The sequence below is a fragment of the Sorangium sp. So ce321 genome, assembly GCF_051530195.1.
In the GTDB taxonomy this organism is placed as follows: domain Bacteria; phylum Myxococcota_A; class Polyangia; order Polyangiales; family Polyangiaceae; genus Sorangium.
Map to the genome: position 1 here is coordinate 9,421,640 of NZ_CP150329.1, position 16,514 is coordinate 9,438,153.

At 71.1% G+C, this 16,514-nt stretch carries 13 protein-coding genes; 3 read left to right on the plus strand and 10 right to left on the minus strand.

The annotated features are described in order from the left end of the window. Nucleotides 1-101: 101 nt before the first annotated feature. The 6 genes from WME89_RS34760 to WME89_RS34785 form a co-directional block, all read right to left on the minus strand. Nucleotides 102-3,299 carry an efflux RND transporter permease subunit gene (locus tag WME89_RS34760; protein WP_438003941.1) on the minus strand — a complete coding sequence of 1,066 codons (3,198 nt, stop codon included), beginning with the start codon at nucleotides 3,297-3,299 and terminating at the stop codon, nucleotides 102-104. Next, entirely contained in the window at nucleotides 3,296-4,660 is a 1,365-nt protein-coding gene (locus WME89_RS34765; RefSeq protein ID WP_438003942.1) for an efflux RND transporter periplasmic adaptor subunit, read from the minus strand. Before WME89_RS34765 ends, WME89_RS34760 begins: the two co-directional genes overlap by 4 nt. A gap of 53 nt (nucleotides 4,661-4,713) precedes the next feature. Continuing rightward, a complete protein-coding gene (locus WME89_RS34770) occupies nucleotides 4,714-5,100 on the minus strand; it encodes a hypothetical protein (RefSeq protein WP_438003943.1) in 387 nt (128 codons plus the stop codon). Between the two features lie 339 nt (nucleotides 5,101-5,439). Further along, a complete protein-coding gene (locus tag WME89_RS34775) occupies nucleotides 5,440-5,865 on the minus strand; it encodes a hypothetical protein (protein ID WP_438003944.1) in 426 nt (141 codons plus the stop codon). 674 nt (nucleotides 5,866-6,539) lie between these two features. Beyond that, a complete protein-coding gene (locus WME89_RS34780; RefSeq protein WP_438003945.1) occupies nucleotides 6,540-7,400 on the minus strand; it encodes a hypothetical protein in 861 nt (286 codons plus the stop codon). A 1,238-nt stretch (nucleotides 7,401-8,638) separates the two neighbouring features. Beyond that, nucleotides 8,639-9,664 (minus strand): hypothetical protein, encoded by a 1,026-nt coding sequence (locus WME89_RS34785; RefSeq protein WP_438003946.1) that lies wholly within the window; start codon nucleotides 9,662-9,664, stop codon nucleotides 8,639-8,641. Nucleotides 9,665-10,685: 1,021 nt separating this feature from the next. Here WME89_RS34785 and WME89_RS34790 point away from each other — a divergent pair. Beyond that, nucleotides 10,686-11,369, plus strand: a complete 684-nt coding sequence (locus WME89_RS34790; protein ID WP_438003947.1) for an HAD family hydrolase — start codon at nucleotides 10,686-10,688, stop codon at nucleotides 11,367-11,369. Nucleotides 11,370-11,636: 267 nt separating this feature from the next. Here the strand turns inward: WME89_RS34790 and holA are convergent, their stop codons facing one another. Continuing rightward, nucleotides 11,637-12,683 carry a DNA polymerase III subunit delta gene (gene holA, locus WME89_RS34795; protein ID WP_438003948.1) on the minus strand — a complete coding sequence of 349 codons (1,047 nt, stop codon included), beginning with the start codon at nucleotides 12,681-12,683 and terminating at the stop codon, nucleotides 11,637-11,639. Nucleotides 12,684-12,779: 96 nt separating this feature from the next. After that, nucleotides 12,780-13,265 carry a hypothetical protein gene (locus WME89_RS34800; RefSeq protein WP_438003949.1) on the minus strand — a complete coding sequence of 162 codons (486 nt, stop codon included), beginning with the start codon at nucleotides 13,263-13,265 and terminating at the stop codon, nucleotides 12,780-12,782. Nucleotides 13,266-13,454: 189 nt separating this feature from the next. On the opposite strand from WME89_RS34800, the gene WME89_RS34805 reads away from it, so the two are divergent. Beyond that, the gene (locus WME89_RS34805) at nucleotides 13,455-14,762 is read left to right on the plus strand and encodes an SLC13 family permease (RefSeq protein ID WP_438003950.1); all 1,308 of its coding nucleotides are present in this window, start codon (nucleotides 13,455-13,457) and stop codon (nucleotides 14,760-14,762) included. 37 nt (nucleotides 14,763-14,799) lie between these two features. Here WME89_RS34805 and WME89_RS34810 read toward each other — a convergent pair whose 3' ends face one another. Further along, nucleotides 14,800-15,021 (minus strand): hypothetical protein, encoded by a 222-nt coding sequence (locus WME89_RS34810; protein ID WP_438003951.1) that lies wholly within the window; start codon nucleotides 15,019-15,021, stop codon nucleotides 14,800-14,802. A 286-nt stretch (nucleotides 15,022-15,307) separates the two neighbouring features. On the opposite strand from WME89_RS34810, the gene WME89_RS34815 reads away from it, so the two are divergent. Beyond that, nucleotides 15,308-16,069 carry an SDR family oxidoreductase gene (locus WME89_RS34815; protein WP_438003952.1) on the plus strand — a complete coding sequence of 254 codons (762 nt, stop codon included), beginning with the start codon at nucleotides 15,308-15,310 and terminating at the stop codon, nucleotides 16,067-16,069. 24 nt (nucleotides 16,070-16,093) lie between these two features. Here WME89_RS34815 and WME89_RS34820 read toward each other — a convergent pair whose 3' ends face one another. Further along, a complete protein-coding gene (locus WME89_RS34820) occupies nucleotides 16,094-16,417 on the minus strand; it encodes an ArsR/SmtB family transcription factor (RefSeq protein WP_437752437.1) in 324 nt (107 codons plus the stop codon). Between the last annotated feature and the right edge of the window lie 97 nt (nucleotides 16,418-16,514).

Consider the following 16,514-nt stretch of genomic DNA (forward strand, 5'->3'; position numbering starts at 1 on the left):
GGGCGTGTGGTAGTCGAGCTTGTGGACGAACAGGTGGGCCGAGAGGCTCGGATCGGCAAGGCGCCTGTCGATCGGGCGCTCCGGCAGCGAGCGGGGCGCCGCTATTGCTGCGGCGTGGCCGGGTGCGCCGTGCTGGCGGGCGCGCGTCGCCCTGCGCGCCGCGTCCGGAGCCGCGCGACGCGGCCCTGCACGTCGTCGGCGAGCACGTAGAACGCCGGCACGACGAGGAGGCTGAGCGCCGTCGAGACGAGCAGTCCTCCGATGACCGCGGCGGCCATCGGGGCCCGGATCTCGGCGCCGGGGCCGAGCGCCAGCGCCGACGGGACCGCGGCCATCAACGTCGCGATCGAGGTCATCAGGATCGGGCGCAGCCGCACCGGGCCGGCGCGGAGCATCGCCGCGCGGGCGTCCATCGCCTCCCCTGCCCCCTCGCCGTGCCCGCCTCGCACTTCGATGGCGTGATCCACCAGGATGATCGAGTTCTTCTTCACGATCCCCATGAGCAGGAGGATCCCGATCATGCTGAAGATGTTCAGCGTCTGCCCGGCGAAGAGCAGCGCGAAGGCGGCGCCCGCGATCGACAGCGGCAGGATCGTCAGCACCGTGATCGGGTGCAGGAACGAGTTGAACTGGGACGCGAGGACCATGTAAGCGACCAGGATCCCGAGCACGAGCGCGAAGAGGAGGCCGCCCATCGACTCGCGGAACGTCACGCTCGCGCCGCCCAGCACCAGGCGGTAGCCGGCCGGCAGGTCCCGTCCGAGCGCCTCGACCCGCGCGACCGCCTCGCCCTGCGAGTGCCCCGGCGCGACGTTGCCGAAGATCGAGATCGCGCGCTCGCGGTCGCGGCGCGTGATCGCCTGCAGCGCAGGGAGCTCCTCGTAGTTGACGACCGACGTCAGCGGCACCAGCGCCCCCGACGCGCTCCGCACCTGGATGCGCGCGAGGTCCTCGGGCCGGCTCCGCTGCTCCGCGAGCAGGCGCGCGCGGACGTCGATGCGCCGCCCGTTGTCGTTGTACTTGGCGATGCGCCCGCCGCCGATCAGCGTGTTCAGCGTCGTCGCGATCGACTCGACGCTCACGCCGAGGTCCGCCGCGCGCGCCCGGTCGGGCACGATGCGGAGCTCGGGCATGCCGAGCTGGTAGTCTGTGTCGAGATCCACGACGAGGCCGCTCTGGGCGAGCTCGCCCCGGATGCGCTCGCTGTGCTTCGTGAGCTCACCCCAATCGGGGCCGCGGACCGAGAACTCGACCGGGAACCCGCGCTGGGCCGTGAAGCCCGACTGGGAGAGGTCCTGCACCACCGCGCGCAGGCCGGGGTAGCCGTTCAGCTCCTTGCGGAGCACGCCCTGGAGGTCGGCCTGCGAGAGCTTCCGCTCGTCCGCCGGCTTCATGGTGACGAACAGGATCCCCCCGTTCACGCCGCCGCCGCCGCCGAAGCCGCCGACGACGGAGAAGACGCGCTCCACCGCCGGGTTCTCGCTCACGAACCGCTCGGCGCGCTGGAAGAGCCGATCCGTCTCCTCGATGTCCGAGCCGACCGCTGTCTGCAGGCGCACGAGGAGCCGCCCCTGGTCCTGCGAGGGGACGAACTCCGTCGGGAGCCGCTGCAGGGTGACGACCGCGCCCGCGAAGAGGCCGACGCCGAGCAGGATGACCGCGACGGGGAACCGGAGCGCCCGGACGAGCATCCAGCCGTAGCCGCGGGCGAGGGCCTCGAAGCCGCGGTCGACGAGCTGCCCGACGCGGCCCCGGCCCTCGCGCGAGACGTCGAGGATCTGCGCGCAGCGGGCGGGCGCGAGGGTGATCGCCTCCAGGTACGAGAGGAGCACGGCGATGCAGAGGGTCACGCCGAACTGGAGGAAGAACCGGCCGACCACCCCCTCCATGAAGATGATCGGGATGAAGATCGCGACGACCGCGAGCGTCGCGGCGAGCGCCGCGAAGGTGATCTCGGCCGTGCCCTCGCGCGCGGCGCGGACGCGGTCCTTCCCCCCCTCGGCGTGCCGGTGGATGTTCTCGAGCACCATGATCGCGTCGTCGACGACGATGCCCACGGCGAGCGAGAGCCCGAGCAGCGTGAAGGTGTTCAGCGTGAACCCGAGGAAGTAGATCGCGGCCACCGTGCCGAGCAGCGACATCGGGATCGCCAGGACGACGTTGATCGTGCTCGAGAGCGACCCGAGGAACATCCAGCAGACCAGGGCCGTGAGCGCGATCGCCATGCCGAGCTCGAGCTCGATCTCGTGGACCGACTCCTCGATGAACTTGGTCGAGTCGAAGTTGACCCCGACGCTCATCCCCTCGGGCAGCGTCTTCTGGACCTCGGCGAGCGCGGCCCGGACCCCCTTGGCGACCTCGACCGCGTTCGAGCCGCGCTGCTTCCTCACGCCGAGGCCCTGCGCGGGCTCGCCGTTCACGCGCGCGAGCCGGCGCACGTCCTCGAAGCCGTCCTCGATGAGCGCGACGTCCTCCAGGTACACCGTGGACCGCGCCGACGACGGCGGGCCGGCCAGCGCGCCGGCCGCGGCGCCCGGCTGCGCGGCGGCGCCGGGGCTGCCCTGGGCGATGACGATCTTCTTGAAGGTCGCGAGGTCGAGCGCCTCCCCCATGACCCGCACGTTCACCTCGCGCCCCTCGGTCTCCAGGCGGCCGGCGGGGAGCTCGATGTGCTGGCGGCGCAGGGCCTCGGTGACGTCGGCGATGGTGAGCCCCTTCGAGGCGAGGCGGTCGGCGTCGATCCAGATGCGGACGTTGCGCTCGAGGTAGCCGCCCAGGGTCAGCTCGCCGACGCCGGGCACGGTCTGGAGCTTCTCCTTCAGCCGGTAGCGCGCGATGTCGGCGACGAGCTGGGGGGAGAACGGGCCGGAGAGCCCGACCCACATGATCGGCTGGTCCTCCGGGTTCGTCTTGGAGACGACCGGCGGGTCGAGGTCGAGCGGCAGGTTGCGCTGCGCCTGGGAGATCTTCGTCTGCACGTCCTGGAGCGCGACGTCGACGTCGCGCGACAGGTCGAGCTCGATGGTGACCGAGGCGCTGCCCTGGCGCGACGTCGACGTGATCGACCGGATCCCCTCGACCTGGACGGCCGCCTCCTCGAGCGGCTCGACCACGTCGTGCTCCATGATCTCGGGGGCGGCGCCCTCCAGCGTGGCGGAGATGGTGATCGTCGGGAAGTCGACGTCGGGGAACTGGCTGATGCCGATGCGCGAGACGGCGACGAGGCCGAAGACGATGGTCGCCGCCATCAGCATCCAGGCGAAGACCGGCTTCCTGAGGCACGCTTCGGTGAGGCTCATGGCGCGCTCCGCGTCGAGCTGGCGGGAGAGGTCGCGGGCGCCGCGCCGGCCGACGAGGGCGGCGCCGCGCCGGCGGGGGCTACCGGCGCCGCCGCGCCGGCCGATGAGGGCGGCGTCGCGCCGGCGGGGGCTACCGAAGGCGGCGCCGCGCCGGCGGGGGCTACCGGCGCCGCCGCGCCGGCCGATGAGGGCGGCGTCGCGCCGGCGCCCTCCCTGGCGTGCCCGGCGGTCTGGCCTTCGGGCTGGCTGCCTGGCGGCCCGACGCGGACCTGCGCCCCCTCGCGTAGCGCCTCCGCGCCGCGCACCACGAGGCGCTCCCCCGCCGAGAGCCCCGACTTGACCTCGACGCGCCCGTCCGGCGTGCGCAGCCCCAGCGAGAGCACGCGCTCGCGCGCGGTGGTGCCGTCGACCACGTAAGCGAGGAACCCGCGCTCGCTCGGCCGCACCGCGGTCAGCGGGATCACCGGCGCGTCGCCGCTCGCGCCGACGGGCACGGTCACCTCGGCGAACGTGCCGGAGCGGAGCAGGTCCTTGCCCTCGCCCTGCACCTCGCCGGTCACGGCGACCATGCGCGTCGCGGGGTCGGCCGCGTCGGCGACGTGGGTCAGCTTCGCCGTGTAGGTCCGCGCGTCGCCCTTCACCTGGAAGCGCGCTTCCATGTCGGGCCTGACGCGCGGGGCGTCGGGGGCTGGGATCTGGAAGCGGAGCAGGAGCGGGTCGCGGCGGAGGAGCGTCGCGAGCACGGTGCCGACCGCCACGTGCTGGCCGGTCTGCACGGTGCGCGTCTGGATCTTCCCCTGGATGGGCGCGCGCACGTAGGCGTCGCGCAGGTTCAGGAGCGCCTGGTCGACGGCGATCTTCGCCTCGGCGACCTGGGCGGAGGTGATCGCCGATCTCGACCGCCAGGACGCGACGTCTTCCTTGCTGAACACGCCCTCGGCGCCCTCGGCCTCGCGCCGCTCGAGCCCCGCGACGGCCTCGGCCTGCGTGGCGGTCATGCGGTCGAGCGTCGCGCGGGCCGCGCGGACGGCGAGGTTGTACCGGGCGGGGTCGATCTCGACGAGCACCTGCCCCGCCTTGACCTCGTCGCCTTCCATGAACCGGACCGCCTCGACGACGCCGGCGACGCGCGCGGTGAGCTGCACCTGCTCGAACGCCTCGACCGTGCCGACGGCGGGGACGGCGTACTCGACCCGCTCCGCGGCGACGGGCACGACCTCGACAGGGAAGCTCGTCCCCTTTCCGGGCCTGCGCCCCTGCTCGGGCGAGGCCTCCTCGCCCTTCTTGCAGGCCGGAGATCCGAGGAGGACGAGCCCCGCCACGAGGGCGAGCGCGGCGACGCGAATCGGTTGGAGCGCCATCGAGTTCGAGGCTTAGCGCAACTGGCGGCCCCGCGCGCGGGCTTCGGCGGGCGTCACGCCGGCCACAGGCCGCGCTGCAGCGGGCACCGCGCTGCAGCGGCGCCGTCCGTGGGCGAGCGCCGTCCGTGGGCGAGCGCCGTCCGTGGGCGAGCGCCGTCCGTGGGCGAGCGCCGTCCGTGGGCGAGCGCCGTCCGTGGGCGGACGCCGCGTTTCAGCGGCGCCGTCCGTGGGCGAGCGCCGTCCGTGGGCGGAGCCCTGACGCGCTTGAGCCCTGGCAACGTGCCGGTGGGCTCCCAGTGCTTGTTGATGAATCCAGCCACCTGCCCTGCCTCCTCGAGGGCGGCGTCGTAAGGCACCTTGAGCGGGTTCTCCGTCTGAGCAGCGGCCTTGGCCTGGTCGTGCCAGCGGTCGTAGTGATTTGTATTCTGCTTCTTGGGCATGAGCGCGAGACTTACCCGGCTGGAGAGGGCCTGGGAAGGTGCCCGGGCGTCGTGAAAATGCTGCTGAGCCTGCTGGAAGAAAGAGCTCGGAATCGTCCATGTCCCCGAGATCCCTCTCATAGGGACCCGTCGCCTTCGTCGGGACACACGGAGACGAACGAGCCCAGGTGGATGCTCCTGGCACCGCTTCATCGAGTGACGCCGCAGACCAGGAGCGTCACGACGAGGCGCTGATGGCCGGAGAGGGGCGGCGGCGCCGGGGCGGTCGCGCCATACGTTCTGCCCTACGGCGTCGACGCAGCGAAAATCTGCTGCGGACGGTCTCTCACCGGGAGCGCCCTACATCTTTCCTTCCGCCTTTCCCGCGCCCGGGAGCGGAGCCGTGCGCTTCGTGCTCCCGCTCCTCGGCGCTGGAACGGCGCTCCCGGCGGAGCTGGCCACGGGGCTGGAGCTCGCCGCAGCTGGCGGCGCCGCCGGCGGCCAGCGCGTGCACCGGTACTCCCCGAAGATGATGTGCTCGCGCCTGCACCGGATCGAGATGTCCTCGCCTCGCACGGTGAGATGAAAGCTCCGGCCGAGCGAGCTGCGCACGGAGCTGATCATGAGCTCGTCACACGGAGCTTGCACGCCCCCGCACGCCTGGGCCCGCGCCATCGCGTCCACCTCCGGCTCCTCCGCCACGAAGTTGTGGATGAGCATCAGCGGCACCGCGAGGCCCGCCATCCAGAGAAGAAAGGCGAACAGCTGTTGCAGTACACGTCCCATGGAGACGACGTTAGGCCTCCTCACCGACCGAGAAAATCGATTTCACCTCGTGGCCCGTCGAAATGCGCCGCGCTGGGCGACCGCGCCGCAGAGCGATCGCATTCGTTTCACGAATTTTCCTTAATGATTTTTGTCGCTGCTCGTAAGAGCTCCACCGCGGCGTTCCAGATCGCACTCCATGAGCCACTGAGGTCGATTTTTTGACGGAACCGATGCGCTGCTCGTAAGCGTGTGACGCGCCTCCACGTGCATGCCGAGCGACTCAGGTCGATTTGCTGGCAGTTCTGGCGGGCTGCTCGTAAGCGTGTGGCCGGCCCACGGCACACCTTGAGCTCAGCACCCTCGGGGCCGGGTCCCGCCGGGCGCGCACGAGGGCGCCGGATGATGGACGACGAGGCTGTGGACGACTCCACGGAAGGGTCGCTCGACGCGATCGGGCTGTTGAAGATCATCCGCTGCAAGAAAGCCGATCGTGGCCTCCCATGCATGATGCAGTGTGCAGAAGCGGGGATCTCGTGTGCAGCGAAGCGGCCTCATCCAAAGGAGGCCTCTCGGGCGACAATGCCAAGAGCGAAGCCGACAGTGAACCCTAAAAGGGCTCCGATGGCCGGGATGTTCCTGCTCGTAATGTAATCATGACGAGTCTCTTGACATCCTCAGCCGGCGGACCCTCGCTACTTGCACGGAGGGCAGTCTCCACCGCAGTCAGCGTCTTCCTCTTCGCCGTTCCTCCGGCCGTCGCTGCAGGTGCGCGGCTGACATTCCCCAGCGAAGCAAATGCCACTCTCGCAGTTCTCGTTGGTCCGGCACTTGTAGCCATCTGCACATGGGTAGCAGCCGTAGCCACAATCCACGTCGGTCTCGTTACCGTTCTGCACGTGATCAAGACACCTGTCGACCGAGCATGTACCGTCTGGCCCGCACACGCCCGTGATGCAGTCGTATTTGTTCTTGCACGGCTTCGTTATCCTGCAAGGATCGCAATGACCACCGCAGTCCGTGTCAGTCTCCCCGAAATCAGGATCGAGCATGCCGTTCTTGCACTCGAGAGGGATGCAGTCCCCGAGGAGGGAGCAGTACAGCGTCGAATCTGCGCAGTCCGCATCATACAAACATGTAACCTCCTGACCACTGCCATTGCAGAAGCCGGAGCCGGACGGCGCAGGGGAAGGTGCCACGTACTTGTTGACGGGCCCTGTCGGATCGCAGACGTCTTCGGTGCACGGGTTGCCGTCATCGTACACATCGTCTGCGTCGCGCTCGGCGACACGTTGGCCATCATGGCAGCGGGTGATCTCACAGTCGCCTCGGTACTGGCTCCTCGATGTCTCGAACAGCTCGAGCTCGCAGGCGCCCTCGATGCAGGCCATCTCCCCGCATCTCGGGTCCACATTATAAGGGAGCGCACAGTCCGTGGTGGCTCGGCACTCGGGCGGAGGCGTGTAGGTAGGCGGCGGAGGGTCCGAGCAAGCGAGCCAGGACGACGCGACGATGGGCACCGCGAGCACCGCGGGGAAACTCCTCTGTCTCTTCATGATCCCTCGTGTCAGATGTCTGGGCGGTCGATGTACAGCGGGCACGAAACGCAAGGTCCGCCGCAGTCGAGACCGGCCTCGTCGTCGTTCATCACCCCATCGCTACAGCTCGCCTCGCGGCACACGCCATCCACGCACACACCGCTCTGGCATGACTCGTGGGAGCTGCACTTCTTTCCTGGATCACAGGCGGGGCACGATGGGGCACCACAGTCGACGTCCGTCTCCGATCCGTTGAGCACACGATCGTTGCAGCGAGCGTGAGCGCACGTCCCATCTTCGCAGATTTGCTCGATGCAATCGTCGTCGCTGTCACAAGGCTGTCCGGATTCACAGGGATCGCACGGACCACCGCAGTCGAGTGCCGTCTCTCCGGAGGACACATCCAGGATGTCGTTTTCGCACCATTCATGGACGCACCTGCCGGACGCAGAGCATGCATAAGAAGGGTTTCCACAGTCCTCATCTCGTAGACAACCAACCCATTTGCCGTCCTTGCAATATCCGGACGTCTCCGGCGACGGCCCAGTCAGCTGAGGCAGGTGCGAGCCAGCTCCGTCTATGCAGCCGTCGATCGTGCATTCGTTGCCGTCGTCGAAGACATCGCTCCCTGAGTACTCAACCTGGATCTGCCCTTCGTCATCGCATTTGACGACACGACAGTCGCCAGCGAGCTGGTGTTCGAGCTGCTCGCGCAGGGCCAGCCTGCAGACGCCGGCGACGCACAGAGCTTGGCCGCACCGCGGGTCCACGGGTCCCAGGCAGTCCCGAGACGTCTCGCACGGCGTGGCGATGCATTCGCTGGCGGGACGGCACGCCCGCTCGCAGGGATCCCCCTCCTCCTCCCTGGCGCCGGGCTCACAGCAGCTCTCTTCTTCGGCGCTCGGGCACCGGCAGCGCCCGCCGATGCACTGCGTTCCGGTCCGCTCGGATTCGCATTCCTCGGTCGAATCGCATGGAGGCTCCTGCTCCACATCGACGTAGGCGTCACCGCTGCAGGCCACCCAGAGGGCGCCCGCCAGGAACACCGCGCAGGAGGCACACAGGTGCCGCTTCCACATGCGCGCCACGATACCAGGCGTCCTCGTGCACGGCACAGCAAGATCCGAAGTGCATGTCCAAAGACGAGCGCAGAACACATTACGTCGAGCGCACACGAATTCTCTGCCAAAATGGACTCTGTTCTACGAACGAACTCAGCGCCGCGCTCGCGAGCACGCCCGTACGATGTCGGGCGGCTACCAGGCGTAGGAGAGGGTCGCGCCGGGAGCGGCCCCGAGTGCCCCCAAACGGACCTTCGCCTGCGGCGCGAGCAGGAGCCCCGCGGCCGCGGCGCCGCCGGCCGCCACGCCGGCCCCGATGAAGGCGCCCACGGACAGCGCGGTGAAGGCCTTCGCGCGCCCGTCGGCCTCCGCATAGGCGTCACAGGCGGGGAGCCCCGGCCGGCAACGGAAGACCTCCCAGCGCGCCCGGACGAAGGCGGCGTCCCTGTCGTCGGCCGCGTCGTTGGCCTCCACGACCGAGACGCCGCCCACCACGCCGAGAGCGACCGACGTGGCCGCGAGCCCGCCCACGGTCCACCACCGGAGCGCCGGGCCGCGCGCCGAAAGCGGTGGAAGAGGTGGGGTCGCGCCGGGGAGCTCCGCCGCCTTGCTCGCCCGGGGAGCCCCGGGCGCCTCGGCCCCGGCGCGCTGGAGCACCAGCCAGACGGTCCGCTCCCCGCCCGCGTCGACCGCGGCCGGCACCTCGACCTGTGCCCCGGCGAGCTGCGCGCCAACGCGGTGCTGCCCGGGCGCGACGAACACGGGGAGCTTCAGCGGCGAGACGCCGACCTGCCGCCCGTCCACGAGCACGGCGGCGCCGGGCTCGCTCACGCGCACGTCGAGCGCGCCGACGTGCCGCCGCGCCTCCGCGAAGTTGGCGCGCGCCAGCTCGTAGCTCTCCTTGAAGCCCGGCGGCACCCAGATCTTCGGCGCGTCGGGGGTGCCGACCATGTCGAAGTAGATCGCGAGGAACTCCGCCGCCATCTGGAAGTCGCGGAGCCTGAACGACAGCATCCCGACGCGGAACGCGTCGGAGGCGCTCCTCGTGAGCCGCCATAACGTGAGGTGGATGTCGCGCGCGTCCGCGATTCGCCCCTGGTCCACGAGCCGCTTCGCCTGGTCGAGCATCTCCTTCTCCGGCCCGGTCGAGGGAGGGCGCCGCGGGGGCGGCTCTGCCGTTGCCGGCGCCGGGGACGAGAGCAGCAGCAGAACCGCGGTCATCAGGCCTCGTGGCGAGCATCTCATGGTCTTGTCTCCCGGGCGTCCTCCGCGCGACGAGGGCGCTCTGTGCAGTTCGCGAGGTGGCCGCGAGCTCGGTGCTCCCCCTACCCGGAGTCGAGCCGCTGGAACGAGAGCTCGTCCGACGCGATTCCACGCTCTCGACAGCCGTTCTTACCAGAGATCGCCGCATGGTTGCGGAGCGCTCGACACGAAGGCAGACGTCAGGCCAACAGCATGCATTACGTCGATCGCATCAAAATTATCAACCTCCGTGCACTCACGCTCGAACATGGAACTTCACGGCGGGAACGGAGCGGCGTCCATGTCGACCGCAGCTGACGCGCACACGGCAACTCCAGCGAAAAGGGTCCTCCGGACCTGCGGAATCCCCTTATTTTGCAGCCCTTTTCAGCGGAGAAATTGAACAGGGAGGCGGGGAGACAGGGAGTATTTCTGGATTTCCCTCCCCGTCTCCCCGCCTCCCTGTGAATTTTCCGAAGAATTTGAGGGGATGCGTCAGTCTCCGGACAGGAGCCGTGACCGCCCGCGCCCGTGGGACGGTCGCACCGCCACCGGACGCGTCGGTGCGCTGTCCGGGCGACCGCCCGCCCCTGTCCGGGCGACGCGCTACGTGTCCGGGCGACCGCCGCCCCTGTCCGGGCGACGCGCTACGTGTCCGGGCGACCGCCGCCCCTGTCCGGGCGACGCGCTACGTGTCCGGGCGACCGCCGCCCCTGTCCGGGCGACGGGGAACCGCCGCGAACCGCAACCTGGGTCGGGTACGGAACCGCTCGGCTCAACCTGGGTCGCGCTCGGCTCAACCTGGGTCCGGCTCAACCTGGGTCGCGCTCGGCTCAACCTGGGTCGCGCTCGGCTCAACCTGGGTCGGGTGCGGAACCGCAACCTCGGTCGGGTACGGAGCCACTTCAAGCCCGCCCGGCCGCTGCGGTGACGCCGCCTGGAGGCCGCCCGCCGCGCCTCCGCGCTCGCCCTCGGGCCGCGCCGCATCTACCATGGGGACATGCGCCCCACGGTCCTCCTCTGGGACATCGACGGCACCCTGCTCTCCACCGGCGGCGCAGGCCGGCGCGCCATGGAGCGCGCGTTCGCCCGGTATGCCGACCGGAGCGACGCGTGCGAGGCGTTCTCGTTCGCCGGCATGACCGACCGCGCCATCATCCGGGCCGGGCTCGAGGCGCTCGGGCGCGAGGTCACCGAGGGCGCCATCGACGCGCTCCTCGCGATCTACGTCGAGATCCTCGCCGAGGAAATGTCGCTCGCCGGCGACACCCGCGTCCACCACGGCGTCCTCGAGGCGCTCGACGCCGCCGCCGGGCGGGCGAACTGCGCCATCGGCCTCGGCACGGGGAACGTTCGCGCGGGCGCGCAGGCGAAGCTCACGCGCGTCGGCATCTACGAGCGGTTCGCGTTCGGCGGCTTCGGCTGCGACCACGAGCGCCGCGACGAGCTCCTGCGCATCGGCGCGGCGCGCGGGGCGGCGATGCTCGAGGCGCCCCTCGAGGCGTGCCGCGTCGTGGTCATCGGCGACACGCCGAAGGACATCGCCGCCGCCCGGGCGATCGGCGCCGAGTCGATCGCCGTCGCCACTGGCACCTACGCCCTCGCGGAGCTCGACGCCTGCGCCCCGACCCACAGCTTCAGCGACCTCCGGGAGAAGGGCGTGCTCGAGGCGCTGCTCGGGTAGCGCCGCGTCAGCTCGTCCCTGGCTGCGCGGGAGGCCTCACAGCGCTGCGCGGCCCGAGGAGCCCTGCGGGGCTCGCGCCCCGGGGGTCTCGCCGGACTCACCTGGCTCCTGCAGTTCATTCTGGACCGATCGTTCCAGAATGATCGGTCCAGAATGGGCCGCAGGAGCGAGGGCACCTGGGCTCGAGCACGGTGCCTGCCCGCGTCGAGCGACCAGCAGGGGCTCCTCGGGCTGCGCGGCGCCGTGAGACCGCCGTCGCCCCTCTGCTCAGTGCGAGCACATGTCGATGAGCATCGTCTCCAGCACCGCCTGCGCCGGGCGGCGGCTGCTCTTCAGCGCGAGATCTGTCTCGGCCAGGAGCCGCATCCAGCCGGCGAGCGCGCCCTTCGGGAGCTGGCGGATCGACTGCGCCACGTCGTTCGCCTTGAAGGGGGCCACGCCCGCGCGCTGGGCGGCCTCGGCCTGGCTCGCGCCCGTGGCGAGCGCCGACTCGAACTTCACCATCTGGCGGACCGACCACGAGACCGCCCCGAGCAGGCGCAGCCCGCCGTCGCGCGGGTCGTACGCGTCGGCGAGCGCCGCGAGCGCCCGGTCGAGGCGCCGCCTCCCGAGCGCGTCGATCAGCTCCCAGACCGTGCTCTGCCGGACGCGGATGACCACCTGCGCGATCGCGTCCTCGGTGATCGGCTGCTTCGGCCCGACGTACAGCGAGAGCCGCTCGAGCGCGTCGACCACGTAGCCGAGCTCGGGCCCGGCGAGCTCGGCGAGCTGCTCGGCCACGTCGCTCGCGATCGGGTTGCCCTTGTCGCGGGCCATCGTCGCGATGAAGCCGGGCAAGGCGCGGCGGTTCAGGGGCTCGCACGAGACGATGAAGTCGCCCTTCTTGGCCGAGGTGACGAGCCGGCGCTGGCCGTGGAGCTTCGCCGCGACGAGGACGAGGACCGCGCTCGGCGCGGGCGCCTTGGCGTACTCCGCGAGCGCGTCGAGCGGGCTCGCCTGCTTCACGCCCCGCTTGCCGCTCGCGCCGCGCTCGTCGTCGCCGTCGCCGTCGTCGCCGTCGTCCTTCTTCTCCCAGCGCTCGACGCTGCGCACGAGCACGAAGCGGCGCGGGCCCATCATCGGGAGCATGCGGGCGGCGTTGAGGATCGACTCGACGGGCGCGTCGCCCGCGGTGAACTTGTCCTCGTTGAAGCCGGCGATGCCCCCCTTGGCCGCCGCTTCCCGGATCGCGCTCACCACGCGATCCACCAGCCAGCGCTCCTCACCGAGCACGAGGTAGACGGGGCGAAGCGCGCCGGTGGTCGCTTCCTTCAAGGCTTGATCGGGCGTCACCGCTCCGGCATCGGGCGTTCAGGCAGGTGCGTCAAGGGCGACGCGCTCGCGTACGGCCCGATGAGCCCGACCCCTCCGTCACGGCAGCGAGAACGGCACTTCCACGCGCACGTTCGCGCCCGGCGCCGGAATGGCGACCGGCGGCAGCGCGGCGACGAGGCAGGCGGTGACCTCGGGGCGCGCCGTCTCCTGGTCCTCGATGAGGCCGCGCGCGATCTGCCGGCCTCCCGCGTCGAACGTGATGTTGAAGACGTACTTCACCGCGCGCGGCTCCGGCTTCGCCGCGATCGCCGGCTTGTAGCAGCGGTCCATCAGGGTCGGCCGGTGCGCGTCGAGCGCCAGCGCGGCCTGCCTCGCGACCTCGTCGCGCGGCACGGCCTTCGCGCTCTTCGGCGCGGGCGCGGCGGAGGCCCCCGGCCCGGCCTCGACCGGGGGTGCTGCGCCGGCGGTGCGCGCGTCCGGGGCGACCGCGGCCGGGCCGTGGCGGAGGCCGAGGTAGACGGCGGCGGCGATCATCGCGCTGCCGAGGACGATGGCGGTGGGGGTCGAGAGCTGCTTGGCCATGGGCTGGCGTCCCCCGCGGAGCCCGGGGGCGCGCCGCGCCCGCGCGGGTCCGCGGCCGCCGCTGCTTAGCCGGAACGCCGGCTGGCGGCGAGACGGCTCGCCGCGCGCCCGGCTGCGCCGCCGCCGCCGGCGTCCCGCGCGCTTCGACCCGTTTGACAGGCACACGCCCGGCCGCTCTCATGCCGCGCCGTGTGGTCCGTCCTCCTCGTGTTCGCCGCGACGTACGTCCTCATCGCCGCGCGGCGCCTGTCGCTCCTGCCGATCGGGCGCCCTGCCGGCGCGCTTGCAGGGGCGTGCGCGATGGTGATCCTGAGCTCGCTCGATCCCGGCGCCGGCCTGACGCCGCACGAGGCGTTCGGAGCGATCGAGCCGAACACCATCGGCCTCCTGCTCGGCATGATGCTGCTCTCGGCGTCGCTCGACCTCGCCGGGGTGTTCGAGCTCGCCGCCGCGTGGGTCGCCCGGCGGGACCTGTCGCCGGTCCGCCTGCTCTACCTCGTCACGCTGGGCGCCGGGCTCGCGTCCGCGGTGCTGCTGAACGACTCGGTCTGCGTGATGCTGGCGCCGCTCGTCGACCGGACCGCCCGGCGCGCCGGGCTCGATCGCGTGCCGTACCTCCTCGCCCTCGCGATGGGCGCCAACGCCGGCAGCGCGCTCACGCTCGCCGGCAACCCGCAGAACATGCTCGTCGGCCACCTCTCGGGCATCTCGTACCGCACGTACCTGCTCGAGGCGGGCCCCGCCGCGCTGATCGGGCTCGCCGTGACCGCCGTGACGCTGCACCTCCTCCTCCGCCGCCGGATCGCCGCGCGCACGCCCCCGCGCGATCCCGCGCTCGATTCCGCGCTCGATTCCGCGCTCGATTCCGCGCTCGATTCCGCGCCCGAGCCCGAGCCCGCGCCGCCGCCGCCCGGCGCGCGGCCGAGCGCCCTCGTGCCCATCGCGTGCATCGCGGTCGTCTCGGTGCTGTTCGTCCTCGGCGCGAACCTGGCGTGGACGGCGGTGGGCGGCGCGACCGCGGCCATCCTGCTGCACCGCCGCGACGCGACCGGCCTGTTCGAGCGGGTGTCGTGGACCGTGCTCGTGTTCTTCGGCGCCCTCTTCATCGTCGTGGCGGGCCTGCAGAAGACCGGCATGCCCGAGCAGGCGCTGCGCGCCGCGAGCCCCTTCATGCCCTCGGGACCGACGCTGGGCATCGTCGGCCTGAGCATCGCGATGCTCGTCGGCTGTCAGATCGTCTCCAACGTCCCCTTCATCCTGCTCGCGGAGTCGTACATCCGCAGCCAGCCCGATCCGCACCTCGCCTGGATCGCGACGGCCCTGGTCTCCACCCTGGCGGGCAACTTCACGTTGCTCGGCTCGGTGGCGAACATCATCGTCGTGGAGACCGTGGGCGCCGAGCGCGAGATCGGCTTTCGCTCCTACGCCAGGGTCGGTGTCCCGGTGACGCTCGCCTCGACCGCCGCGGCCCTCCTCTGGCTCCTGCTCGTGCGCTGAGCCGGGCCATCGCCGCGCCCGGGAAGCGCCGCGGCGCTCAGAGCTCGACCTGCCGGCGCTCGCGCTCGCGATCTCGCCCGCCCTCGCGCCCGCGGTGATGCCGCGCCGCGGCGCGCGCGAGCCGTCGCCCCTCCAGCGGCCCGCGCCGCGCGTCGATCCACGCGTGGATCACGGTGATCCCCACGGCAGCACAGAAAGCAGGGCCCATGGCGAGCATCACGAGAGGTCTCAGGGCGGGGTGAGATGCACGTGTATCCATGTGTCCCAGCATACTCTTTTCAACGTTGCGCGACAGCGCGTTGCGTCGAAATCGATTCGATTCTGATCGAGGAGAACCAGCCCCCAGGTTCGCCGCGCGAAGGACGACGGAAAAATCTTGTATTGCTGGATCATGGTCATTACACATGCCTTGACCGACCGCGGCCTCTGCGCGCGCGGCACGCAGCGCTGCGGCGACGGGAGCCCCTCGGAGGCGCGCCTGCGCGGCCGATCTCCCTGGTAGCGACGAGGGAGCCGCGGTCCCCCACTCCTGGAGAGGCCTCCTCATGGCGCACGATCTGTCCAAACGCGTTGCCCTCGTCACCGGCGCTTCCCGCGGCCTCGGCGCGGCCATCGCCCGCAAGCTCGCGGGCTCTGGCGCGCGGGTCGCCGTCAACTACTTCGGCGGTCGCGAGGGGGCGACGCGCGTGGTCGAGGACATCCGGCGGGAAGGCGGCGAGGCCGAGGTGTTCCAGGCCGACGTGCGCGACGAGCGGGACGTCGCCCGCCTCGTGGACGAGGTGCAGGCGCGCCTCGGCCCCATCGAGGTGCTCGTGGTGAACGCGACGGGCCCGCAGCCGTTCGTGAAGCTCGAGGAGCTGACCTGGCAGCACTGCCTCGACCAGCTCGAGTTCTTCGTGAAGAGCCCGGTCCTCCTCGCGAAGGCGGTTGTCCCCGGGATGAAGGAGCGCCGCGCCGGCCGGATCATCCACATCGGGTCCGAGGTGTTCGAGCAGGGCGTCCCCGAGTTCTCCAGCTACGTCTCGGCCAAGGGCGCGCAGCTCGGCCTCACGCGATCGTGGGCGCAGGAGCTCGGCCCGTGGGGGATCACGGTCAACCTCGTCGCGCCCGGCTGGGTCCCGGTCGAGCGCCACCTGAGCGAGGGCGCGACCGAGGCGGCCATGCAGGGCTACGCGGCGGGCAACCCGCTCCGGCGCATGGGCAAGCCGGACGAGATCGGCGACGCCGTCGCGTTCCTCGCGTCCGACGCCGCCGGGTTCATCACGGGTCAGAAGCTGTCCGTGAACGGCGGCAGGACCCTGGCCTGACGCGCCTCGCGCGGCGCGCGGCCCTCAATGCCTCTTCTTGCGCTCCGCCTCCTCGACCGCCGCCGCGTGGAAGGCGCCGAGGACATCGTCCCAGAAGCTCTCGACATAGGAGCGCAGCGCGCTGAGCCCCTCGCGATCCACCTCGTAGAAGTTGTGGCGGCCGCGCTTGTGGCAGCGGAGCAGCCCGGCGTCCTCCAGCACGCGCAGGTGCTGCGACACCGCGGGACGACTGACGCTCACCGTCTTGGCGATGTCTCCCACGGAGAGCGGCTGTGCCCGCACCCGCTCGAGGATCTCTCGCCGCGTCGGATCAGCGAGTGCCGCCAGCACCGCACCGACCGGATCCATGACCCCAGCATGCGCAGGCGCACAGGTCGCCGCAAGAACGATCTTCCGCTTGACCAGGACCCGCACAATCGGTAAGCAATGACTTACGCGTTACGGC